Source organism: Sphingobium indicum B90A, from assembly GCF_000264945.2.
Lineage (GTDB): Bacteria > Pseudomonadota > Alphaproteobacteria > Sphingomonadales > Sphingomonadaceae > Sphingobium > Sphingobium indicum.
Genome location: NZ_CP013070.1, coordinates 810,790 through 830,862, shown reverse-complemented (window position 1 = coordinate 830,862; position 20,073 = coordinate 810,790). Strand labels below are relative to the sequence as shown.

At 65.3% G+C, this 20,073-nt stretch carries 22 protein-coding genes and 1 pseudogene; 12 read left to right on the top strand and 11 right to left on the bottom strand.

From position 1 onward, the window contains the following. Nucleotides 1-20 precede the first annotated feature (20 nt). Both SIDU_RS04140 and epsC read right to left on the bottom strand, forming a co-directional pair. Nucleotides 21-380, bottom strand: a complete 360-nt coding sequence (locus SIDU_RS04140; protein WP_007685330.1) for a DUF2794 domain-containing protein — start codon at nucleotides 378-380, stop codon at nucleotides 21-23. After that, nucleotides 380-1,090, bottom strand: a complete 711-nt coding sequence (gene epsC / locus SIDU_RS04135; protein WP_007685328.1) for a serine O-acetyltransferase EpsC — start codon at nucleotides 1,088-1,090, stop codon at nucleotides 380-382. Before epsC ends, SIDU_RS04140 begins: the two co-directional genes overlap by 1 nt. 160 nt (nucleotides 1,091-1,250) lie before the next feature. Here epsC and SIDU_RS04130 point away from each other — a divergent pair, with 160 nt between their 5' ends. Both SIDU_RS04130 and SIDU_RS04125 read left to right on the top strand, forming a co-directional pair. Beyond that, entirely contained in the window at nucleotides 1,251-2,024 is a 774-nt protein-coding gene (locus SIDU_RS04130) for a sulfite exporter TauE/SafE family protein (RefSeq protein ID WP_007685327.1), read from the top strand. A gap of 39 nt (nucleotides 2,025-2,063) precedes the next feature. Then, nucleotides 2,064-2,990: a hydrogen peroxide-inducible genes activator gene (locus SIDU_RS04125; RefSeq protein WP_025772707.1), complete on the top strand. Its 927-nt coding sequence runs from the start codon at nucleotides 2,064-2,066 to the stop codon at nucleotides 2,988-2,990. 16 nt (nucleotides 2,991-3,006) lie between these two features. On the opposite strand, the gene SIDU_RS04120 is transcribed toward SIDU_RS04125, so the two are convergent. Genes SIDU_RS04120 through pgsA form a run of 3 tightly spaced genes read right to left on the bottom strand, consistent with a single transcriptional unit; the run spans nucleotide 3,007 to nucleotide 4,265 of the window. Next, entirely contained in the window at nucleotides 3,007-3,447 is a 441-nt protein-coding gene (locus SIDU_RS04120; protein ID WP_007685323.1) for a molybdenum cofactor biosynthesis protein MoaE, read from the bottom strand. Further along, entirely contained in the window at nucleotides 3,444-3,698 is a 255-nt protein-coding gene (gene moaD / locus SIDU_RS04115) for a molybdopterin converting factor subunit 1 (protein ID WP_007685321.1), read from the bottom strand. Before moaD ends, SIDU_RS04120 begins: the two co-directional genes overlap by 4 nt. A gap of 3 nt (nucleotides 3,699-3,701) precedes the next feature. Beyond that, on the bottom strand, nucleotides 3,702-4,265 hold the full coding sequence (pgsA, locus tag SIDU_RS04110) for a CDP-diacylglycerol--glycerol-3-phosphate 3-phosphatidyltransferase (protein ID WP_007685319.1): 564 nt from the start codon (nucleotides 4,263-4,265) through the stop codon (nucleotides 3,702-3,704). 156 nt (nucleotides 4,266-4,421) lie between these two features. On the opposite strand from pgsA, the gene SIDU_RS04105 reads away from it, so the two are divergent. Next, a complete protein-coding gene (locus SIDU_RS04105) occupies nucleotides 4,422-5,717 on the top strand; it encodes an MFS transporter (RefSeq protein WP_007685317.1) in 1,296 nt (431 codons plus the stop codon). A gap of 24 nt (nucleotides 5,718-5,741) precedes the next feature. Here the strand turns inward: SIDU_RS04105 and SIDU_RS04100 are convergent, their stop codons facing one another. Continuing rightward, nucleotides 5,742-5,942 (bottom strand): hypothetical protein, encoded by a 201-nt coding sequence (locus tag SIDU_RS04100; protein WP_007685315.1) that lies wholly within the window; start codon nucleotides 5,940-5,942, stop codon nucleotides 5,742-5,744. Nucleotides 5,943-6,051: 109 nt separating this feature from the next. Between SIDU_RS04100 and SIDU_RS04095 the strand changes: the two genes are divergently transcribed. The 9 genes and pseudogenes from SIDU_RS04095 (at nucleotide 6,052) to SIDU_RS04060 (ending at nucleotide 14,419) form a co-directional block, all read left to right on the top strand. Further along, on the top strand, nucleotides 6,052-8,121 hold the full coding sequence (locus SIDU_RS04095; protein ID WP_007685313.1) for a transglycosylase domain-containing protein: 2,070 nt from the start codon (nucleotides 6,052-6,054) through the stop codon (nucleotides 8,119-8,121). Between the two features lie 379 nt (nucleotides 8,122-8,500). Continuing rightward, a complete protein-coding gene (locus tag SIDU_RS04090) occupies nucleotides 8,501-8,923 on the top strand; it encodes an iron-sulfur cluster assembly scaffold protein (protein ID WP_021223149.1) in 423 nt (140 codons plus the stop codon). 14 nt (nucleotides 8,924-8,937) lie between these two features. Next, nucleotides 8,938-10,758, top strand: a complete 1,821-nt coding sequence (locus tag SIDU_RS04085; protein WP_007685309.1) for a monovalent cation:proton antiporter-2 (CPA2) family protein — start codon at nucleotides 8,938-8,940, stop codon at nucleotides 10,756-10,758. After that, nucleotides 10,755-11,081, top strand: coding sequence for a DUF423 domain-containing protein (locus SIDU_RS04080; RefSeq protein ID WP_007685307.1), 327 nt, complete (start codon nucleotides 10,755-10,757; stop codon nucleotides 11,079-11,081). Before SIDU_RS04085 ends, SIDU_RS04080 begins: the two co-directional genes overlap by 4 nt. A gap of 52 nt (nucleotides 11,082-11,133) precedes the next feature. Further along, the gene (locus SIDU_RS04075; RefSeq protein WP_007685305.1) at nucleotides 11,134-11,604 is read left to right on the top strand and encodes a Fur family transcriptional regulator; all 471 of its coding nucleotides are present in this window, start codon (nucleotides 11,134-11,136) and stop codon (nucleotides 11,602-11,604) included. Between the two features lie 55 nt (nucleotides 11,605-11,659). Next, nucleotides 11,660-13,585, top strand: a complete 1,926-nt coding sequence (gene dxs / locus SIDU_RS04070) for a 1-deoxy-D-xylulose-5-phosphate synthase (protein WP_007685303.1) — start codon at nucleotides 11,660-11,662, stop codon at nucleotides 13,583-13,585. Between the two features lie 19 nt (nucleotides 13,586-13,604). Beyond that, nucleotides 13,605-13,832 (top strand): annotated as a pseudogene (locus tag SIDU_RS20170) (vanillate O-demethylase oxidoreductase VanB); the annotation flags it as partial. Nucleotides 13,833-13,941: 109 nt separating this feature from the next. After that, nucleotides 13,942-14,103 (top strand): SRPBCC family protein, encoded by a 162-nt coding sequence (locus SIDU_RS20165; RefSeq protein ID WP_335682227.1) that lies wholly within the window; start codon nucleotides 13,942-13,944, stop codon nucleotides 14,101-14,103. Continuing rightward, nucleotides 14,090-14,419, top strand: a complete 330-nt coding sequence (locus SIDU_RS04060) for an ArsR/SmtB family transcription factor (protein ID WP_007685302.1) — start codon at nucleotides 14,090-14,092, stop codon at nucleotides 14,417-14,419. The genes SIDU_RS20165 and SIDU_RS04060 overlap by 14 nt, the downstream gene beginning before the upstream one ends. A gap of 16 nt (nucleotides 14,420-14,435) precedes the next feature. On the opposite strand, the gene SIDU_RS04055 is transcribed toward SIDU_RS04060, so the two are convergent. The 5 genes from SIDU_RS04055 to SIDU_RS04035 form a co-directional block, all read right to left on the bottom strand. Further along, the gene (locus SIDU_RS04055) at nucleotides 14,436-14,846 is read right to left on the bottom strand and encodes a DUF3035 domain-containing protein (RefSeq protein WP_007685300.1); all 411 of its coding nucleotides are present in this window, start codon (nucleotides 14,844-14,846) and stop codon (nucleotides 14,436-14,438) included. After that, complete coding sequence (gene lspA / locus SIDU_RS04050) at nucleotides 14,846-15,361, bottom strand: signal peptidase II (protein WP_007685298.1); 516 nt, start codon at nucleotides 15,359-15,361, stop codon at nucleotides 14,846-14,848. The genes SIDU_RS04055 and lspA overlap by 1 nt, the downstream gene beginning before the upstream one ends. A gap of 118 nt (nucleotides 15,362-15,479) precedes the next feature. Then, nucleotides 15,480-18,440: an isoleucine--tRNA ligase gene (ileS, locus tag SIDU_RS04045; RefSeq protein ID WP_007685297.1), complete on the bottom strand. Its 2,961-nt coding sequence runs from the start codon at nucleotides 18,438-18,440 to the stop codon at nucleotides 15,480-15,482. Between the two features lie 126 nt (nucleotides 18,441-18,566). Beyond that, the gene (locus tag SIDU_RS04040; RefSeq protein WP_007685295.1) at nucleotides 18,567-19,505 is read right to left on the bottom strand and encodes a bifunctional riboflavin kinase/FAD synthetase; all 939 of its coding nucleotides are present in this window, start codon (nucleotides 19,503-19,505) and stop codon (nucleotides 18,567-18,569) included. A gap of 8 nt (nucleotides 19,506-19,513) precedes the next feature. Beyond that, the gene (locus SIDU_RS04035) at nucleotides 19,514-20,038 is read right to left on the bottom strand and encodes a dihydrofolate reductase (protein WP_007685293.1); all 525 of its coding nucleotides are present in this window, start codon (nucleotides 20,036-20,038) and stop codon (nucleotides 19,514-19,516) included. Nucleotides 20,039-20,073: the final 35 nt, after the last annotated feature.

Sequence of the window (20,073 nt, the reverse complement as noted above, 5' to 3'; positions counted from 1 at the left end):
CCATCCGGACGACACGGGTCTCAATCACCCACGATCTTGAGCAGCCGCCGTTCCACCGGCGCGAGTATGCCCTGTAGCTCGGCGCCCCGCTTCAACACATGTCCCGCCTCCCCGATCAATGCCCACATGCCCTGGCGGTGACGTAGGGAAGGCCGCTTTTCGATGCGAAATTCCGGTCGTTCGGCTGATCGGCGGAAGGCGGAGAAGATCGCGGCTTCGCGGCCCAGGTCGATGGCATAGTCGCGCCAATGACCTGCCGCGACCATGCGGCCGTAAAGATCCATGATCCGCTGAAGTTCGAGACGATCGAACCCGGTCTGGCCGACCGGCCCCTTCGCACCCTGGGCCGATTGCGACGGGAACGGGGTCACATTGCTCATCAGGCGCGGCCACGCTCCTTGACCAGGGGGATGTCCTGCGCCGGCGCGCCGCCCCGTTCCGCAACCAGTTCGGCCAGGCGCTTCTGCAACTGGTCGATTTCAAGCTGGAGCAGTTCCAGCTTCTGCCTTTCCGGGTCGACGCAGTCGGAGCATGGCGTGCCATAGGGCAGGAATTCCCGCTGATAGGCGGTCACGTCGACCAGCATGGGCCGCGCCGGAATGCCGACCATGGTCGCCCCTTCCTTCACATCCTTGGTCACGACGGCATTGGCGCCGACGCGGGCGCGGGCGCCGACGCGGACCGGACCCAGAACCTGGGCGCCGGAACCGACGATCACGCCGTCCTCCAGCGTCGGATGGCGCTTGCCGGCGATGCCGTTCGCAGGATCGGTGCCGCCCAGCGTCACATTCTGGTAGAGGGTGACGTCATCCCCGATCTCCGCCGTCTCCCCGATCACGGTGAAGCCATGGTCGATGAAGAAACGCTTGCCGATGCGGGCGCCCGGATGAATGTCGTTGCCGGTCAGGAAACGCGAAAAATGGTTCACGGCGCGGGCCAGGAAATAAAGCCGCGCCCGATAGAGGCGGTGCGCCACCCGATGGAAGGCAAGCGACCACAGGCCCGGATAGAGCAGGATTTCGGCACGCGAACGCGGAGCAGGGTCGCGGGCTTTGACCGAATCCAGATAGGCGATGAGATTGCGCAGCATGGGGCGCCCCTGATGAAACCGACCAGACGGTACATAAGCGCAAAAGGATGAATTTTCCAGATGGCGGGCTATTTCGGCTTCGCCCGATAAAACAGAAAGTTTCTTGGCGGCCCGTGATATACCAATCAAGGCGGTAGACAATCATAGCAGGGACCAATGAATGATCGACATCTTTATCGCCCATTTCGGCGAAATCCTGCCTTTCATTCTCATCGGTTTCGGCGCCCAGATGATCGACGGCGCCCTTGGCATGGCCTATGGCGTCATCTCCAGCACGCTGCTCCTGGCGCTCGGCGTGCCGCCCAGCAGGGCGTCGGCCAGCGTCCATGCGGCGGAAACCTTCACCACCGGCGTGTCGGCGATCAGCCATATCATCCATCGCAACGTCGATTGGCGCCTGTTCGCGCGCCTCATCATTCCGGGCGTGATCGGCGGGGTCGCGGGCGCCTATCTGCTGTCCAACGTCGACGGGGCGATGATCAAGCCCTTCGTTCAGGCCTATCTGACGGCGATCGGCGTCTATCTGGTCTGGCGGGGCTTCCATTATCCGCCCCAGGCGCGCAATCCCAAATGGGTCGGCCCGCTGGGCCTGGTCGGCGGCTTCATGGATGCGACCGGCGGCGGCGGCTGGGGGCCGGTGGTGACGTCCAACCTGCTGATCCAGGGGTCCAGCCCCCGGCACACCATCGGCACGGTCAACAGCGTCGAATTCATCCTGACCACCTCCATCAGCATCACCTTCCTGCTGCATCTGGGGTGGGAAACCTTCACCACCTATACGGTCGGGCTGCTGATCGGCGGAGTGATCGCGGCGCCGTTCGGCGCGATGCTGGCCCGGCATGTCTCGCCCCGGACGCTGTTTATCGCCGTGGGATCGATCCTGACGCTGACTTCGCTGTTCGGCGTGGCCAAATGGCTTGGATATATCGGCTAGCACGATTATATTGCGCCTTCCAATCGAGGAAGGCGATCAATGTCGAGTTACATGCCCACGCTCAAGCAGCTACAATATCTTGTGGCGCTGAAGGAGCATGGCCATTTCGGCAAGGCGGCAGATAGCTGCTTCGTGACCCAGTCGACCCTGTCGGCGGGCATTCGCGAACTGGAATCGCTGATCGGCATCACGCTGGTGGAGCGGACGCGGCGGGTGGTGCGCTTCACGGCGCTGGGCGACCGCATCGTGGAAAAGGCGCATCGGGTGCTGCGCGAAGCCGAAGAACTGGCCGCCATCGCGGAGGCTTCGGGCAAGCCGCTGACCGGCGAATTGCGGATGAGCGTCATTCCCACCATCGCTCCCTTCCTGTTGCCGCGCCTGCTGCCCCGGTTGCGGGGCGAGCGGCCGGAACTCAAGCTCTATCTGCGGGAGGAGACGACGCAGGCTGCGATCGAATCCCTGCGGCACGGCAATGTCGATTGCGTGCTGCTCGCCCTGCCCTTTCCGACCGGGGAACTGGACAGCGAATTGCTGTTCCAGGACCGGCTCTATGTCGCCTTTCCCCGCGACGATCCCCGCGATCCGCCCGAATGGATCGCGCCGGAGATGATCGACGAGACCAAGCTGCTGCTGCTGGAGGACGGGCATTGCCTGAAGGACCATGCGCTGGCGGCATGCAACCGGCCGGAAATCCGGGCGAGCGCGATGATGATGGGGACGTCGCTGCATACGCTGGTGCAGATGGTGGATAATGGGCTGGGCATGACGATCATGCCGGAAATGGCGATTGCCAGCGGCCTGCTGGAGCATACGGACATCACGGCGCGGCCGCTGCGGTCGGAACGGGCGCATCGCGACATCGCGCTGGTGTGGCGCAAGAACAGTCCGCGGGAAAAGGAATTCCGGCTATTGGCGGAGCTGCTGCGCGATGCGGCGGATTTGCCGGAGGTCGGTGTCGCGGCTTAGGGGCGTGAGTTGAAAATTAGCGCTTCCAGCTGTCGGCTTTCGCGTCATCCTCGGCGCGGGCCTCGACCCAGGCAGTGCGATCCGCAAAATGCTCCTTCTTCCAGAAGGGCGCCTGCGATTTCAGCCAGTCGATGAGGAAGGCGCAGGCCTCCAGCGCCGCCGCGCGGTGGCGCGAGGCGGTGCCGACGAAGACGATCCGCTCGCCCGGTTCCAGCCGACCGAAGCGATGGATCACCCTTATCCCAAGCAGGGGCCAGCGCTCGCATGCCTCCGCCACGATGCGGTCCACCTGCGCCGTCGTCATCGCCGGATAATGTTCCAGTTCGAGCGCGATCAACCCTCCATCCCCCCGGACGATGCCGGTGAAGCTGGCGACGCCGCCGCCGCCGCTGGCCTCCAGCGCGGCGAGTTCGGCTGCCGGATCGAAATCCTCCGCCTGGATGGAGACGCGGCTCATCCGCCCGTGACCGGGGGGAAGATCGCCAGTTCCCGCGCTTCCCCGATGGGGCTGTCCAGCGGCACGAAGCGCTGGTCGAGCGCGGCGCGCAGCTTGTCCGGTCGGGCGAAAGCCTGCGCATAGCCGCCGCCCCGCGCCGCCAGCGCGGCGATCAGCGCGGCGACGGTGGTGCCGGGGGCGGGCCGTTCGATCCGTTCCTCGTCGCGGCCGACGGCTTCGCGAACCCAGGCGAAATAAACGAGGCTCAGCATCGCTCAGTCCATATGCCTGATGCCGACGCGCAGATAATCCCAGCCCGTGACCAAGGTGAGGATCGCGGCGGCCCACAGCGTGGCGATGCCGACCAGTTGCACGAAGGGGAATTGCGGAACAGCGCCTGCGAGGATCAGCGCGCCAAGGGCGATCAACTGAAAGGCCGTCTTCCATTTGGCGAGGCGGGATACCGGCACCGACACCTGCAACCCCGCCAGGAATTCGCGCAGGCCCGACACCGCGATCTCGCGCAGCAGGATGATCATTGCGGCGGCGATATGAATGCCCGAAATGTCGCGGGTCGCCGCCAGCATCAGGATCACCGCGCCGACCATGATCTTGTCGGCGATGGGATCGAGGAAGATGCCCAGCCTGGACACCGCGCCCTGCGCCCGCGCCAGATAGCCGTCGAAATAGTCGGTGATGCCCATCAGGCAATAAAGCCCGAAGGCCAGCATATAGCCGGTGGTCCAGCGCGCGCCGATCTCCGCCGGCCACAGCAGCGCCACCAGCAGCGGAACGGTCAATATGCGCGAAAGCGTCAGCAAATTGGGCAGCGTCAGCATGGCGGCGGACTGCCACAGTCGGGGCCGGCGCACAAGCGGATGCGCGATATGGAAAGGAAGGGGCCGGCACGGTTTCACGCAGAGGGGTTGTGCTGACCCGTCTTCTGTGGCTAGACCCCGCCACGCTCATCCACAGCGAAGAAGACCCCCTCGCCCATGCAAGCCTCTCTAAGGCTCCTCAACAAGCGACGTTTTCTGCCGCTTTTCATCACTCAGCTCCTCGGCGCCTTCAACGACAATCTGTTCAAGAACGCGATGGTGCTGTTCGTCGTCTATACCGTCTATAATGACGAGAAATCGGAAACCTGGTTCAGCGCGCTGGCGACCGGCATCTTCATCCTGCCCTTCTTCCTGATGTCCGCCCTGTCGGGGCAATTGGCCGATCAGCGCGACAAGGCGGCCATCATCCGCATCGTCAAGGCGGCCGAAATCATCATCATGGCCGTGGGCGCCATCGGGCTGGCGCTGATCTGGAGCGGCATTGCCGTCCATGTCCTTGCCATTCCGCTGCTGCTGGTCGCGCTGTTCGCCATGGGGGTGCATTCGACATTCTTCGGGCCGATCAAATATGCGATCCTGCCCCAGCATCTGCATGACGAGGAAGTGCTGGGCGGAACCGGACTGGTCGAGGCCGGAACCTATATCGCCATCCTCGCAGGGACCATATTGGCCGGGATCATCCCCGTGCAGGCGGCGGCGGTCTGCATCATCCTGACCGCCGTGGTCGGCTGGCTGGCGGGACGCAACGTGCCCGCCGCGCCTTCGCTGCTGGAGCGGCAACCGATCGATTTCCACATCATCCGCTCCTCGATCGCGCTGGTGCGGGGAACGATGCATATCCGGCGGCTCTACCTCGCCATCATGGCGATCAGCTTCTTCTGGGCGGTGGGCACGGTGCTGTTCATCCAGTTCCCGCCGCTGGTCAAGAATGTGCTGAGCGCCGACAAGTCGGTCGCCAGCCTGTTCCTGGGCATTTTTTCCATCGGCATCGCCATCGGATCGATCGCGATCAACCGGCTGCTGTGCGGTCATGTGTCGGCCCGATACGCGCCCGCGTCCGTGATCGGCATGGGGATCAGCATCGTCGCCTTCCATATCGTGTGCGACCTCTGGATGGCCGGGTCGGACGGGAAGATGCTCTCGCTGGCGGGATTCCTCTACCACCCGCTGGCGATCCCGCTTTCGCTCTGCCTGCTGTGCGTGGCGACCTTCGGGGGGATGTTCGTGGTGCCGCTCTACGCCTTCCTCACCACGACGGTCGAGAAATGCGAGGCGGCGCGGACCGTCGCGGCGAACAATATCGTCAATTCAGGAGCCATGGTGCTGGGATCGCTGCTGACCATCAGCCTCAGCATCGCGGGGCTTTCGGTGGTGAACCAGTTGCTGCTGGTGGCGGCGCTGTGCCTGCCCTGCGCGTGGATCGCCTGGACGCTGCACAAGGCCTGCGATTGACGGTGCGTGGCTGATAAGAAGCGATTAAAAGATAAAGCTGTAGAAGGCCGTGAAGAAGGCGCCGAAGCTCAGCATAAAGAGTTTCCAGTCATTGTCGTCGGAAACCGGCGGACGCTCGCGCGCGGCGGGGGCCGGTTCGACGCCGCGCAGGACATGGCGCGGCAGCCGCTGGCGGAACGGATGGCGCGCCGACTCGCTCGTCAGGACTAGAGGTCTGCTTCTCATGACGCATAGGTTAAGAGATTCTTTACCTTTTGGAATATCGCGGTTTACGGTTAACCCCCGATTGTCCCGCGACGGGACACGCTTGACCGTGTCAGGCAAATAACACAGCATGTCCGAAGCGATGACCGATCCCCTGCCGAATCCGGAGCCTGAAACCCTGCCGCCCCGCGCCTTCGGCGCCGGTCCGCCTAGCGCCTTCGCGCCGCCCCGGCCCTGGAAGCGGCGGATGCAGATCGCCGGATGGGCGGTCGCGGCGCTGCTGGCGCTGTTGATGATCCTGATCGCCTGGCTGGCGGTGACGGCGCCGCTGTCCCGATCCCTGAAGCCCATCGCGCCGCCCAGCATCAGCCTGATGTCGGCGGACAGCCATCTGATCGCCCGGCGCGGCGCGATCATCGACCGGCCCGTGACCGTCGCGGCGTTGCCCGAACATGTGCCGCAGGCCTTCATGGCGATAGAGGACCGGCGGTTCCGCAGCCATTGGGGCGTCGACCCGCGGGGCATAGCGCGGGCGGCCTGGCATAATCTCTGGTCCAGCGGATCGTCGCAGGGCGGCAGCACGATCACGCAGCAGCTTGCCAAGGGCGTGTTCCTGTCCGCCGACCGCACCTTCGGCCGCAAGGCGCGGGAGGCGCTGATCGCCTTCTGGCTGGAGGCGTGGCTGACCAAGGACCAGATCATGGAGAGATATCTCTCCAACGTCTATTTCGGCGACAATGTCTATGGGCTGAGGGCAGCGTCCCTCCATTATTTCAACCGACAGCCGGAGCGGCTGACCATCCCGCAGGCGGCGATGCTGGCCGGGCTGCTGAAAGCGCCTTCGCGGCTGGCGCCGACCGCCAATCTGAAGGGCGCGCAGGAACGCGCCGCGCTGGTGACGCAGGCGATGGTCGAGGCGGGCTATATCAGCAAGGCGCAGCGCAACGCCCTGTCCCCCGCCCGGCTCAACGTGCAGGAGGCGCCCGATCCGACCAGCGGCACCTATTTCGCCGACTGGGTGCTGCCGCAGGCCCGCGACCGGGCGGGCGCGGTCTATGGCGCGCAGAATGTGACGACCACGCTCGACTGGCGCATCCAGCGGCTGGCGGAGGCGGCCATCCGCCGCGCTCCGCTGGGCAAGGCGCAGGCGGCGCTGGTCGCGATGAAGCCCGACGGCAGCGTGGTCGCCATGGTCGGCGGCAAAAATTATCGCGAAAGCGCCTTCAACCGGGCGGTGCAGGCGAAGCGCCAGCCGGGATCGACCTTCAAGCTGTTCGTCTATCTGGCCGCCTTCCGCGCCGGGATGACGCCCGACGATTTCGTCGAGGACACGCCGATCACCACCGGCACTTACCGCCCGGCCAATCATGGCGGCAAATATCGCGGCAGGATCACCCTGCGGCAGGCCTTCGCGGCGTCGAGCAATGTCGCGGCGGTGCGGCTGACGCAGAAGGTGGGCGTTGACAATGTGATCAAGGTGGCCCGCGACCTGGGGGTCACCGCGCCGCTGACCGAGGATCTGAGCCTGGCGCTGGGCACGTCGGAAATCCCGCTGGTGGAGTTGACGGAGGCCTATGCTGCGGTGGCGGCGGGCACCTATCCGGTGCTGGCCCATGGCCTGCCGCCGGAGGAAGAGGGCTGGTTCGACCGGCTGATGAGCCGCCGAAAGCGTTTCAGCGACGACCATCTGGAGATGATCCGCGACCTGCTGTCCTCCGCCGCCAATCGCGGCACGGGCAGCGCGGCGGCGCTGCGCACCAGCACCTTCGGCAAGACGGGCACGACGCAGGACAGCCGGGATGCGATCTTCGTCGGCTATGCGGGCGGGCTGGTGACGGCGGTGTGGATCGGCAATGACGACAACAGCCCCCTGCCCGGCGGCGCGGCGGGCGGCGGCGTGCCTGCGCGGATCTGGCGCAACTTCATGGCGGGCGCGATCAACGAGCCGGTCGAGGATGCGCCGGAGGACACGAAGGACAGCGACCTGGTCAATGCCATCGCCAATGTCGCGACGGAGGCGGGCCTGGGCAATATGAGCGTGGGCCTGGATACGCAGGGCGTGACGGTGAATATCGGGGGCGGCCAGATCCGCCTGCCCATCGACCAGCCGCCAGGGCCTCCGCCCGGACCGCAGCCGGCAGCGCCGCCGCCGCGCATCATCGTACCGGCCGATCCGGCGGCGGGGGATCAGAAGCCCTGATGGCGGTGGAGGGATTGCGGGCTCCTGCGAAGGCATTCGACCGAGACAAGCGGCTCGGGAGAACCTAGGGTGTGTGGGGATTCAGTTCAGGGCGCGGCGAAAATAGTGGATTTCGAGAACCTCGAAACGAGGCGCGTGACTCGTTTCGACGCAGCGTACTTCAGTACGTGAGCACCGGAAGCGGAGAAAGCCGCTATTTGCAGCCCGCCATGGGCTGAATCCCCACACACCCTAGTTCAGGTGTTGGAACTGGGCTCCTGCCTTCGCAGGAGCACATCGCGCTTCAATCTGATCGGGATAAACCTCAGCCCCCCTCAAAAAAGCGCCTGCAAATCCATCCGCCCTTTCTCATGGTCGCGGACTGCCCTACATGGGCGGGATGAGCGCCCCCCTCTACAATAAGGACATCTTGCGGCTGGCCGCGAACATTCCCCATCACAAGCGGCTGTCGGACCCGCAGGCGAGCGTGGAGAAGCGTTCGCCCACCTGCGGGTCGCGGGTGACGGCGGACGTCAGGATGGACGCCGGGCGGGTCGCTGAGATCGGGCTGGACGTGAAGGCCTGCGCCCTGGGCCAGGCCTCGGCTTCGCTGATGGCGGCGTGGGCCGTCGGCCTGACCGCCGATGAGCTGGCCGATGCGCGGGACCGGCTGACCGCCTATCTGGCGGGGGAAAGCGACGATCTGGATTTCTGGCCCGGACTGGCGGTGCTGGCCCCGGCGCGGGGCTATCCGGCGCGCCATGCCTCGATCAGGCTGGGCTTCGAGGCCGTGGCCGAAGCTGCCCGCATGGCCGACGCCTGATGCAGGGACAACCGATGCAGGGACAGGCCGCGCAGGTCGCCGCTTCGCCGGTTTCCGCGACCGACATGCTGCTGTCCGAAGGCGTGGTCCTGCTGGGTGCGGCGGTGCTGTTCGTCATGCTGTTCCGTCGCCTTGGGCTGGGCGCGGTGCTGGGCTATCTGGTCGCGGGCGCGCTGGTCGGGCCGCAGGGGTTGAGGCTGGTCGGCGGGGCGGAATCGAAGCTCGCCATAGCCGAAATCGGCATCGTCCTGCTGCTGTTCCTGGTGGGCCTCGAACTGCATCCCGCACGGCTGTGGCGGCTGAAACGCGACATTTTCGCGCTCGGCATGGCGCAGGTGGTGCTGTGCGGATGCGCCCTTACCGCGATCATCTTCTACACCACCGGCTTCACCTGGGGCGCGGCGATTGCCTTGGGGCTGCCCCTGGCGCTGTCCTCCACCGCTCAGGTGCTGCCCGGCCTCAAGAGCAGCGGCCGGATCAATTCGCCCTTCGGCGAAAAGGTGTTCTCGATCCTGCTGTTCCAGGATCTGTCCATCGTCCCGCTGATCACCATCGTCGCGGCCCTCTCCCGCAACCCGGCCGATGTGGGCGGGCCGCCGGGATGGTTGATGGCGGGCTATACGGTGGCCGCCATCGCCGGGCTGGTGCTGGCGGGCCGCTTCGTGCTGCGGCCCCTGCTCCATCTGGTCGGGCGGCTGGGCGAGCGGGAATTGTTCGTCGTCGTCGGGCTGTTCACCGTGCTGGCGGCGGCGGCGTTGATGCATGCGCTGCACCTGTCGACCGCGCTGGGCGCCTTCATCGCGGGCGTGATGCTGGCCGATTCGCCTTACCGGCATGAGATAGAGGCGGATGTCGAACCCTTCCGCTCGATCTTGCTCGGCCTGTTCTTCCTGGCGGTCGGTATGGTGCTGGACCTGCATGCGGTGGCGGCCAACCCCCTGTTCGTCATCGGCATGGCGGGGATATTGGTGCTGACAAAGGCGGCGCTCATCACCGGCCTTGCCCGATTGTTCGGCATGGAGTGGAACCAGGCCATCGGTTCCGGCCTGCTGCTGAGCCAAGGCGGCGAATTCGGCTTCGTCCTGTTCGCGCAAGCGCAGAACGCCCTGCTGATCGCCCCCCAGGCGGCCAGCCTGTTCAGCGCCATCGTCACCTTCTCCATGGCGACGACGCCCTTCCTGATGCTGTTCGCCCGCAGGCTGGAATTCGCCAAGCCCAGGACGGGACTGGATTTGCCCCGACCCGAAGACGCGCCGCGCGGCACGGCGATCATCGTCGGCTATGGCCGGTTCGGCCAGACCGTCGCGCAGATGCTGATGGGCCATGGCTTCGGCGTCGTGCTGATCGACAAGAAGCCTTCGCAGATCGAGGTTTCCAGCCAGTTCGACATGAAAGTCTATTATGGCGACGGCACGCGGATCGACCTGCTGCGCCGTTCGGGGGCGGAGGAGGCGCGGCTGATCGCCTTCTGCCTCGACGATCCCTCGCTCGACGCGCGGGTGCTGGAGCCGATTGCCGAAGCCTTCCCGCAGGCGGCGCTGGTGGTGCGCGCCTTCGACCGGCGGCAATTGCTGGCGTTCAAGGACATGGACCTGGCGGGCATCGTGCGCGAAGTGTTTGAATCCGCGATTCTCATGGGCGTGCAGGCGATGGAGGCATTGGGCGTCCCGCCGGAGGAGGTCGAGGAGGTCGAGCGCCAATATCGCCGCAACGACGAGCAGCGCATGGCCCTTCAAATCGAGCATGGCGATTTCATGGCGGCCAAGGAATTGATGTACCGGCCCGGCCGGCGCATGCGCCTGGTGGCGAGGGGCGAAGGAGAGGATCAGGCATGATCGCGGTTCTGGCGGCATTGTCGGCGGCTCTGGCTATTGCGGCGGGCGCCTTCGGCGCGCATGGCGCGGCCAGCCCCCAGGCGGCGGAATGGCTGCGCACGGGCGGGCTTTATCAGCTTATCCATGCGGTGGGCGCGCTGGCCATCATGGGGGTGGCGCGGGGACCGGCGGCGCTGCACCTGGGCGGGGCGGCGATCTTCGCCTTCACCCTTTACGCCATGGCTCTGGGCGCGCCCAAATGGCTGGGCGCGGTGACGCCCGTCGGCGGGACGCTGATGATCGCGGGCTGGATATGGGCGGCCTGGATCTACTGGAGGGGGTGACGGATCGCGACCGCCACTTGCCCCCGCACCAACCCAGGCTTAGATTGAACCCATGGCCGACCATCATCATCACGACCATTACGAACCGTCGAGCGACAGCCTCGCGGATGCCGCCCGCGCCACGCTGGAGGCGAGCCACGAACAATGGACGCCGATGCGCGCCGCCATTTTCGATGCCCTGGCGGCGGAGGCAACCCCTGCATCGGCCTATGACATCGCCGACAGCGTGTCGAAGGCGCGCGGCAAGCGGGTGGCGCCCAACAGCGTCTATCGCATCCTCGACCTGTTCGTGAACAACAACATCGCGATGCGGGTGGAAAGCGCCAACGCCTATATCGCCAATGTCCATCCCGGCTGTCATCACGACTGCATCTTCCTGGTGTGCAGGAACTGCAAGCAGGCGACGCATGTCGACGACGACAAGGTGACGGACAAGGTCCGCGCAGTGGCGCGGGCCGAGGGTTTTCAGCCGGATCGCCCCGTGATCGAGATATTGGGCATCTGCGCCAAGTGCGCCGCGTGAGGGAGTTGCGCATCGGCCCGGAACGGCCTAGCGCCCTGGGGAGTCTATGTCCTTGATGAACGATCGCCCCTCCACGCCGCTGCTCGACCAGGTCGTCTGGCCCGCGGACCTGCGCAAGCTGCAACCCGACCGGCTTCGGCAACTGGCCGACGAACTGCGGCAGGAAGTGATTTCCGCCGTCGGCGTGACCGGCGGCCATCTGGGGTCCGGGCTGGGCGTGGTGGAGCTGACCACGGCGATCCATTATGTGTTCGACACGCCCAACGACAAGCTGGTCTGGGATGTCGGCCACCAATGCTATCCGCACAAGATATTGACCGGGCGGCGGGACCGCATCCGCACCTTGCGCCAAGGCGGCGGCCTCAGCGGCTTCACCAAGCGGGCGGAGAGCGAGTACGACCCCTTCGGCGCGGCGCATAGCTCGACCTCGATCAGCGCGGCGCTGGGCTTTGCCGTGGCGAACAGGATGCAGGGCAAGCCCGGCAAGGGCATCGCCGTCATCGGCGACGGCTCCATGTCGGCGGGCATGGCCTATGAGGCGATGAACAATGCGCGAGAGGCCGGAAATCGGCTGATCGTCATCCTGAACGACAATGACATGTCCATCGCTCCTCCGGTCGGCGGGCTGTCGGCCTATCTGGCGCGGCTGGTGTCGAGCCGGGAGTTCCTCGGCCTGCGTGATTTGGCCAAGCGGCTGGCGCGGCGGCTGCCCCGCCCGCTCCACAATGCGGCGCGCAAGACCGACGAATTCGCCCGCGGCATGGCGATGGGCGGGACTTTGTTCGAGGAACTGGGCTTCTATTATGTCGGGCCGATCGACGGGCATAATCTGGACCAGTTGATCCCGGTGCTGGAAAATGTCCGCGACGCGGCGGAGGGGCCATGCCTGGTCCATGTCGTGACGCAGAAGGGCAAGGGCTATGCCCCGGCCGAGGCGGCGGCGGACAAATATCATGGCGTGCAGAAATTCGACGTCATCACCGGCGCGCAGGCCAAGGCGCCTCCGGGGCCGCCCAGCTATACCGGCGTGTTCGCCAAGGCGCTGATCGCGGAAGCGGAGCGCGACCCCGCCATATGCGCGATCACCGCCGCCATGCCTTCGGGGACGGGACTGGACAAGTTCGGCGCGGCCTTCCCCGACCGGACCTTCGACGTCGGCATTGCCGAGCAGCATGCCGTGACCTTCGCGGCGGGGCTGGCGGCGCAGGGGATGCGGCCATTCTGCGCCATCTATTCGACCTTCCTGCAACGCGCCTACGACCAGGTCGTGCATGACGTGGCGATCCAGAATCTGCCGGTTCGCTTCGCCATCGACCGCGCCGGTCTGGTGGGGGCGGACGGTTCGACCCATGCGGGCAGCTTCGACGTGACCTATCTTGCCAGCCTGCCGAATTTCGTCGTCATGGCGGCAGCGGACGAGGCGGAACTGGTCCATATGGTCCACACCTGCGCCGTGCATGACGATGGGCCGATCGCGGTGCGCTACCCGCGCGGCAACGGCACGGGCATCGCCCTGCCCGCAACGCCGGAAAGGCTGGAAATCGGCAAGGGCAGGATCGTGCGGGAGGGGCGGCAGGTCGCGATCCTGTCGCTCGGAACCCGGCTGGAGGAGGCGCTGAAGGCCGCGGAGACGCTGGAGGCGAAGGGGCTGTCCACGACGGTGGCGGACCTGCGCTTTGCCAAGCCGCTGGACGAAGCGCTGATCCGCAGGCTGCTGACGACCCATGAAGTCGCCGTCACCATCGAGGAAGGATCCATCGGCGGGCTTGGCGCGCATGTGCTGACGATGGCGAGCGACCAGGGATTGATCGACAATGGCCTGAAGCTGCGGACCATGCGCCTGCCCGACATCTTTCAGGATCAGGACAAGCCGGAAAATCAATATGCCGACGCCCGTCTGGATGCGGGAGCCATTGTCGACACGGTGCTGACGGCGCTCCGCCATAACAGCGCCGGCATTGGGACCGAAGCGCGGGCCTGATCAGCAACCAAAAGGTTGTATGATACGGGTCATGGGTGATATAGGCAAGCTGGAGGTTGCCTATATGCCTGATTCCATCATCAAGACCATCGAGATCGCCGCACCTGTCGAGAAGGTTTGGGACGCCCTGATCGATCATGAGAAGTTCGGGATCTGGTTCCGCGTGGCGCTGGATCAACCCTTTGCCGTGGGCCAGGCCTCGACCGGGCATATGACCTATCCGGGCTACGAGGATTATCGCTGGGAAGCGCGGGTCGTGGCGATCGAGCCGATGACGCGCTTCGCCTATGAATGGCCGGCGACCGGGGGCGACAAAGCGTTGATGGAGAGCGGCGTGGCCGTGCCAGAATGGACTGGTGGAGTTTCTGCTGGAGCCGGTGGAAAGCGGCACGCGGCTGACGGTCACGGAAAGCGGGTTCGACAAGGTGCCGGAACCCCGGCGGAGCAACGTCATGCGGGATAATGACGGCGGCTGGGCCGAACAGGTGAAAAATATCCGCGACTATGCCGAGCGTTGAGCCTTCCCCTGCCCGCCTGTTCGCGGCCCTGGGCGACGCGACGCGGCTGGGCATGATCGGGCGGCTTTCCGATGGCGGTGAACGATCGATCGGTCAGTTGGGTGACGGATTGCCGATCAGCCGCCAGGCGGTGGCCAAGCATCTGGACGTGCTGCTGGGCGCCGGGCTGGTCACGCGGACCAGGTCTGGGCGGGAGGCGCTGTTCCGTCTGCGTCCCGAGGGCGTGGCTGAGGCCAGGGACTGGCTTGCCAAGGTGAATGGCCAGTGGGACGGGACTTTGGGCCGGCTCAGGGATTTCGTCGAGAGCCAGCCCTGAGTTCCGGTTTTTCCGATTATTGCGGGGTGGCGGCGCGAGCGTCCTGGCCGTCGCCTTCCGGGGCGGCGATGATGTCGCGGGTGGTGTCGCCCTTGTCGACCACTTCGGTCGCCGGATCGCCGACGGAGGAACGGATGCCCGCGGCCGCATTGGCGCGGCCGGCGGCGCTCAGCGTGGCGCTTTCGCCGGGGCTGCGGGCGGCGGGACCGCCGAACATGGCCTCCATCGCGGCCTTGCTCGAATCGACGGACGCGGCGGCGGGCGTGCCGGGTGCGGGCGGGACCAGCGCGAAGTCGGGCGGGATCACGAGCGGAGCCTGGCGCGAAACGGCAAATTCGTCGGGACGCGAACGGTTGAAGAGGCCGCCGCCGCCGCCGCAGGCGGACAGCATCGAAATCAGGCCAGCGGCGAGGATCAGTTTACGCATCAGTTCAGTGACTCCGTCTTTGCGCCCTTCTCGCGCAGCAGAAGCGCCCGCGCAAGCAGGATCAGCACGCCGAAAGTGATGGCCGCATCGGCCAGGTTGAAAATCAGGAAAGGCCGCCATTCGCCGAAATGCAGGTCGGCATAGTCGACCACATAGCCCAGCCGCACGCGATCGATGATGTTGCCGACCGCGCCGCCCAGCACCAGGCCGAGCGCCGCGACGTCCTGCCGCGCCTTTTCGCGCCACATCCAGACGCCCACGAAGGCCGCGATCACCATGGTCATGCCGACCAGCAGCCAGCGCATCACGTCGGTTTCCGCGTGGAAGAAACCCATGGAGACGCCGCGATTTTCCAGCCAGCGCAGGCGGAAGATCGGCAGGATTTCAATGCCGTCGTCCATCCGGCTTTTCAGCGCGAGCGGATAGGTGACGGTATATTTGACGAGCTGGTCTAGCGCGAGCGTGACGGTCGCGACGATCAGGCCCAAGGGGCGGTGGTTGACGGGATTTGGCATCAATGACTGCTCAACCTGCGAAATTTAGCGCACCGTGCTCCTGCGAAGGCAGGAGTCCAGTTCGGACCTCTGGACTGGGCTCCTGCCTTCGCAGGAGCACCTACCGCTTGGCAAGAGTTTATGCGCCCAGCACCTCTTCGCAGCGGTCGCAGAGGGCGCCGTCTTCCTCGACCTCGGGAAGCAGGCGCCAGCAGCGGCCGCATTTGTGCCAGTCGCTGGGCTTGACCACGATGCCTTCAATGCCTTGCTCAAACGCCACGTTCGCAACGATGAAATATTCGGACAAGTCCTGTTCAGAAACACTACGAATGTCGTTCAAAATAGCTGCTAAATCGGAAATACAGACATCGGCTTCCAGACTGGAACGGATGATCTTTTCGCGGCGGAGGGGTTCGATGGCCTCGTTGACCTGATTCCGCTGGTTGCGAATTTCAGCCCATTTGCCGTCGAGGCTTTGGCTCAGCCAAGCGGCATCAACTTCCGGCCATTCCAGGAAATGGACGCTTTCTTCGGGGTTTGGATAGCGGCTTTGCCACACTTCCTCAGCGGTGAAGGGGATGATCGGCGCGGCGTAGCGGACCAGCGCGTGGAACAGCGTGTCGAGCACGGTGCGATAGGCGCGGCGCTTGGGGTCGGCCTTGGCGTCGCAATAGAGGCAGTCCTTGCGGATGTCGAAGAAGAAGGCGGACAGGTCGCTGTTGACGAAGTCGAACAGGGCGCGGGTGTAGCGGCTGAATTCCAGCCAATTCTCGCTGCCCGCCGCCTTGTCGACCACGCTGCGCAGGTCGGCGTCGAGCCTGGCGAGCAGGTGGAGCATGTAGCGCTCCAGTTCCGGCATTTCCGCGACGGGCAGCTTCTCTTCTTCGGAAAAGTCGGAAAGAGCGCCAAGCAAGTATCGGAAACTGTTGCGAAGTTTGCGATAGGCGTCGGACGAACCGGCCAGCACTTCCTTGCCGATGCGGACGTCGTCGAAATAATCGGTGCTGGCGACCCAGACGCGCAAGATGTCGGAGCCACTTTCGGCGATGACCTTCAGCGGATCGACCACATTGCCCAGGCTCTTGGACATCTTCCGGCCCTGCCCGTCCAGCGCGAAGCCGTGGGTGAGGACCGCGCCATAGGGCGCGCGGCCGCGAGTGCCGCTGCTTTCGAGCAGGGAGGACTGGAACCAGCCGCGATGCTGGTCGGACCCTTCGAGATAGAGGTCGGCGCGGGCGTCGGGACCGTAACGGCCTTCCACCACGAAGCTGTGGGTGGAGCCGCTGTCGAACCAGACGTCGAGAATGTCGTTCACCACCTCATAGTCGTTAAGGTCGTAATCGGGGCCGAGCAGCGCCTGATGGTCTGCGCCGAACCATGCGTCGGCGCCTGCGCCCTTGAACGCTTCGATGATGCGGGCGTTGACCGATTTATCAACCAGATATTCGCCGGTCTTGCGATGGACATAGAGGGCAATGGGGACGCCCCAAGCGCGCTGGCGGGAGATGACCCAGTCGGGGCGGCCTTCCACCATCGAGCGGATGCGGTTGATCGAGCGTTCGGGCACCCATCTTGTGTGTTCGATGGAGTTGAGGGCCAGGTCGCGCAGGGTGGCGGCGTTGCCCTGCCCCACATTCGTCACCCCAGCGAAGGCTGGGGTCTCAGGCGTTGGCGCACTGAGGCCTGAGATGCCAGCCTGCGCTGGCATGACGGATTCGGAGCGATCCATCGGGATGAACCATTGGGGGGTGCAGCGGAAGATGATCTTCGCCTTGGAGCGCCAGCTATGGGGGTAGCTGTGCCTGAAGTCGTCGGAGGCCGCCAGCAGCCCGCCCGCTTCGCGCAGGTTGGTGCAGATCGGGCCGTCCTTGCCGACGAATTTCGGGTTGATGACCGATCCCTGGCCGCCGAGCCAGAGCCAGTCCTCGCGATATTTGCCGTCATTTTCGACGGCGAAGACGGGGTTTATGCCGTTCGCCTTGCAAAGCGCGAAGTCGTCCTCGCCATGGTCGGGGGCCATGTGGACGAGGCCGGTGCCCGCGTCGGTGGTGACGAAATCGCCCGCGAGGAACGGGCGGGGCTTGGCGAAGAAGCCACCGAGATGGTGCATCGGGTGGCGGGCGACGGCTCCGGCGAGTTGGGAGCCTTTGAACGTCCTCAGAACCTCGCCCGGCGGAAAGCTGGGCAACCCATACTCCACGCGCTTATGGAACTGCTCAAGCAAATCCTTGGCAATTAGATATTTATAGCTTTGAACCAGCGGGGTCGGTTTGCCCGGCTCATACCAAGCGGCATCACCCCGATAAGTTTCAACCAGAGCATACTCAACCTCAGGCCCATAAGCCAAAGCCTGATTGACCGGGATCGTCCACGGGGTCGTCGTCCAGATCACCGCATGCGCGCCGACCAGTTCCGGCGCGTTCGGCGCTTCGACGATCTCGAACGCCACGTCGATCTGGGTCGAGACGATGTCCTCATATTCGACCTCCGCCTCGGCCAGCGCGGTCTTTTCGACCGGGGACCACATGACGGGCTTCGCGCCGCGATAGAGCTGGCCGCTTTCCGCGAATTTCAGCAGTTCGCCGGCGATGGTCGCCTCCGCGTCGAACTTCATGGTGAGATAGGGATCGTCCCAGTCGCCCATGACGCCAAGGCGCTTGAACTGTTCCTTCTGCACGCCGACCCACTTGTCGGCATAGGCGCGGCATTCGGCGCGGAATTCCTGGGCCGGAACCTCGTCCTTATTCTGCTTCTTCTTGCGATATTCCTCCTCGATCTTCCATTCGATGGGGAGGCCGTGGCAGTCCCAGCCGGGGACATAGGGCGCGTCCTTGCCGAGCAGGGACTGGCTGCGGACGATGATGTCCTTCAGCACCTTGTTCATCGCATGGCCCATATGGATGTCGCCATTGGCGTAGGGCGGGCCGTCGTGCAGGATGAAACGTTCCCGGCCCTTCCGCCGTTCGCGCAGCTTGCCGTAGAGGTCCATCGCTTCCCACTGCGCGAGGATCGCCGGTTCCTTCTGCGCGAGGCCCGCCTTCATCGGGAAGTCGGTGACGGGGAGGAAGACGGTGGCTTTATAGTCGGGTGCGTCGGTCATGGGTATCCAGAACAACCAAAAATCCGTCGCCCTGAGCTTGTCAAAGGGCCGATCTTCCTTTCGAAAGAAAAGAAAGGGGCTTCGACAGGCTCAGCCCGAACGGGTGAGAAAAACGTGCCCGGTGCCCTACGCGAGGCGGGGCGTTCCCGCAAGGATTTGCCGCGCATCGTCGCAATCCCTGGCGATGGCGGCCATCAGGGCGTCGAGGCCGTCCAGCTTCGCTTCGGGGCGGAGATAGTGGATCAACTGCACCTCTATCCGCTGGTCGTAGAGGCTTTCGGAAAAGTCGAAGAAATGCGGTTCCAGCAATTCCTTGGGCGGGTCGATGCTGGGGCGGATGCCCAGATTGGCGGCGCCGTCCAGCACCCGGCCGTCGGGCAGCAGGGCGCGCACGGCATAAATGCCGTAGGCCGGGCGCAGATAATGGCCCATGTCGATATTGGCGGTGGGGAAGCCGATGGTGCGGCCCAGCTTGTCGCCATGCTGAACCACCCCCTCTATGGTGAAGGGGCGGGTCAGCAGGCGAGTGGCGGTTTCGCAATCGCCGGATTTAAGCGCCTGGCGGATGCGGGTGGAGGAGATGATTTCCCCATCCTGTCCGGTGATGGGGGCCACGGCCTGCGCCGTCAGGCCCAGGGGCGCGCCGAGTTCCGCCAGGGTGGCGATGGAACCGGCGCGGTCGCGGCCGAAGGTGAAATCCTCCCCCGTGACGACTCCGGCGACGCCCCATTGCGCCAGCAGGTCGACAAAGGCCTGCGGGTCGAGCGCGGCCAGTTCGCGGGTGAAGTCGAACACCAGCATCGCGTCGGCCCCCGCCCTGGCGAACAGGCGTTCGCGCTGGTCGAGCGTAGTCAGGCGGAACCAGGGCGTGTCCGGGCGGAACAGCCGCATCGGGTGCGGATCGAAAGTTGCGACGATGGCGGGGCGGCCCTGGGCGCGGGCAAGCGCGACGGCGCGGCGAACCACGGCCTGGTGCCCGGCGTGAAATCCGTCGAAATTCCCCAGCGCCATGATGCCGCCGCGCAGATGGGCGGGCATCGGGGCGCTGCTGTGCAGCCGCTCCATGAGGGGCGCTATAGGGGCGTGTCGGGCCGCTGGCAATGCGCGGCGGCGCGGCGGAGGGTGACGAAGCTGTAGGCCGGGCGGCCGTCCTGCGCGGGATGATCCTGGCGGGCGACCTCCTGCCAGTCGGCGGGGTCGGGATAGGGGATATGGGTGTCGCCTTCCGCGTCGACATGGACTTCGGTGAGTTCGATGCGGTGCGCGAGGGGGAGGAAGAGTTTCGTGATCTCCGCGCCGCCGATGACGGCGATGGTGGGCGCGGTGGCCCTTGCGATGGCGGCCTCCACCGTGGGGACGGGTTCGGCCCCCTCCCCTGCCCATGTCGCGTCGCGGGTGAGGACGATGTGGCGGCGGCCGGGGAGCAGGCCGGGCAGGCTGTCGAAGGTCTTGCGGCCCATGACCATCGGGTGGCCGAGGGTCAACGCCTTGAAATGTTTGAGGTCGGCGGGGAGGCGCCAGGGGAGGTCGCCATCCTTGCCGATCACGCCATTGTCGGCGCGGGCCAGGATGATGAGGATTTCGGGGGTGTCGGTCATAGGGTTCGGGCCGAAATATTATCGTTCATGACGCC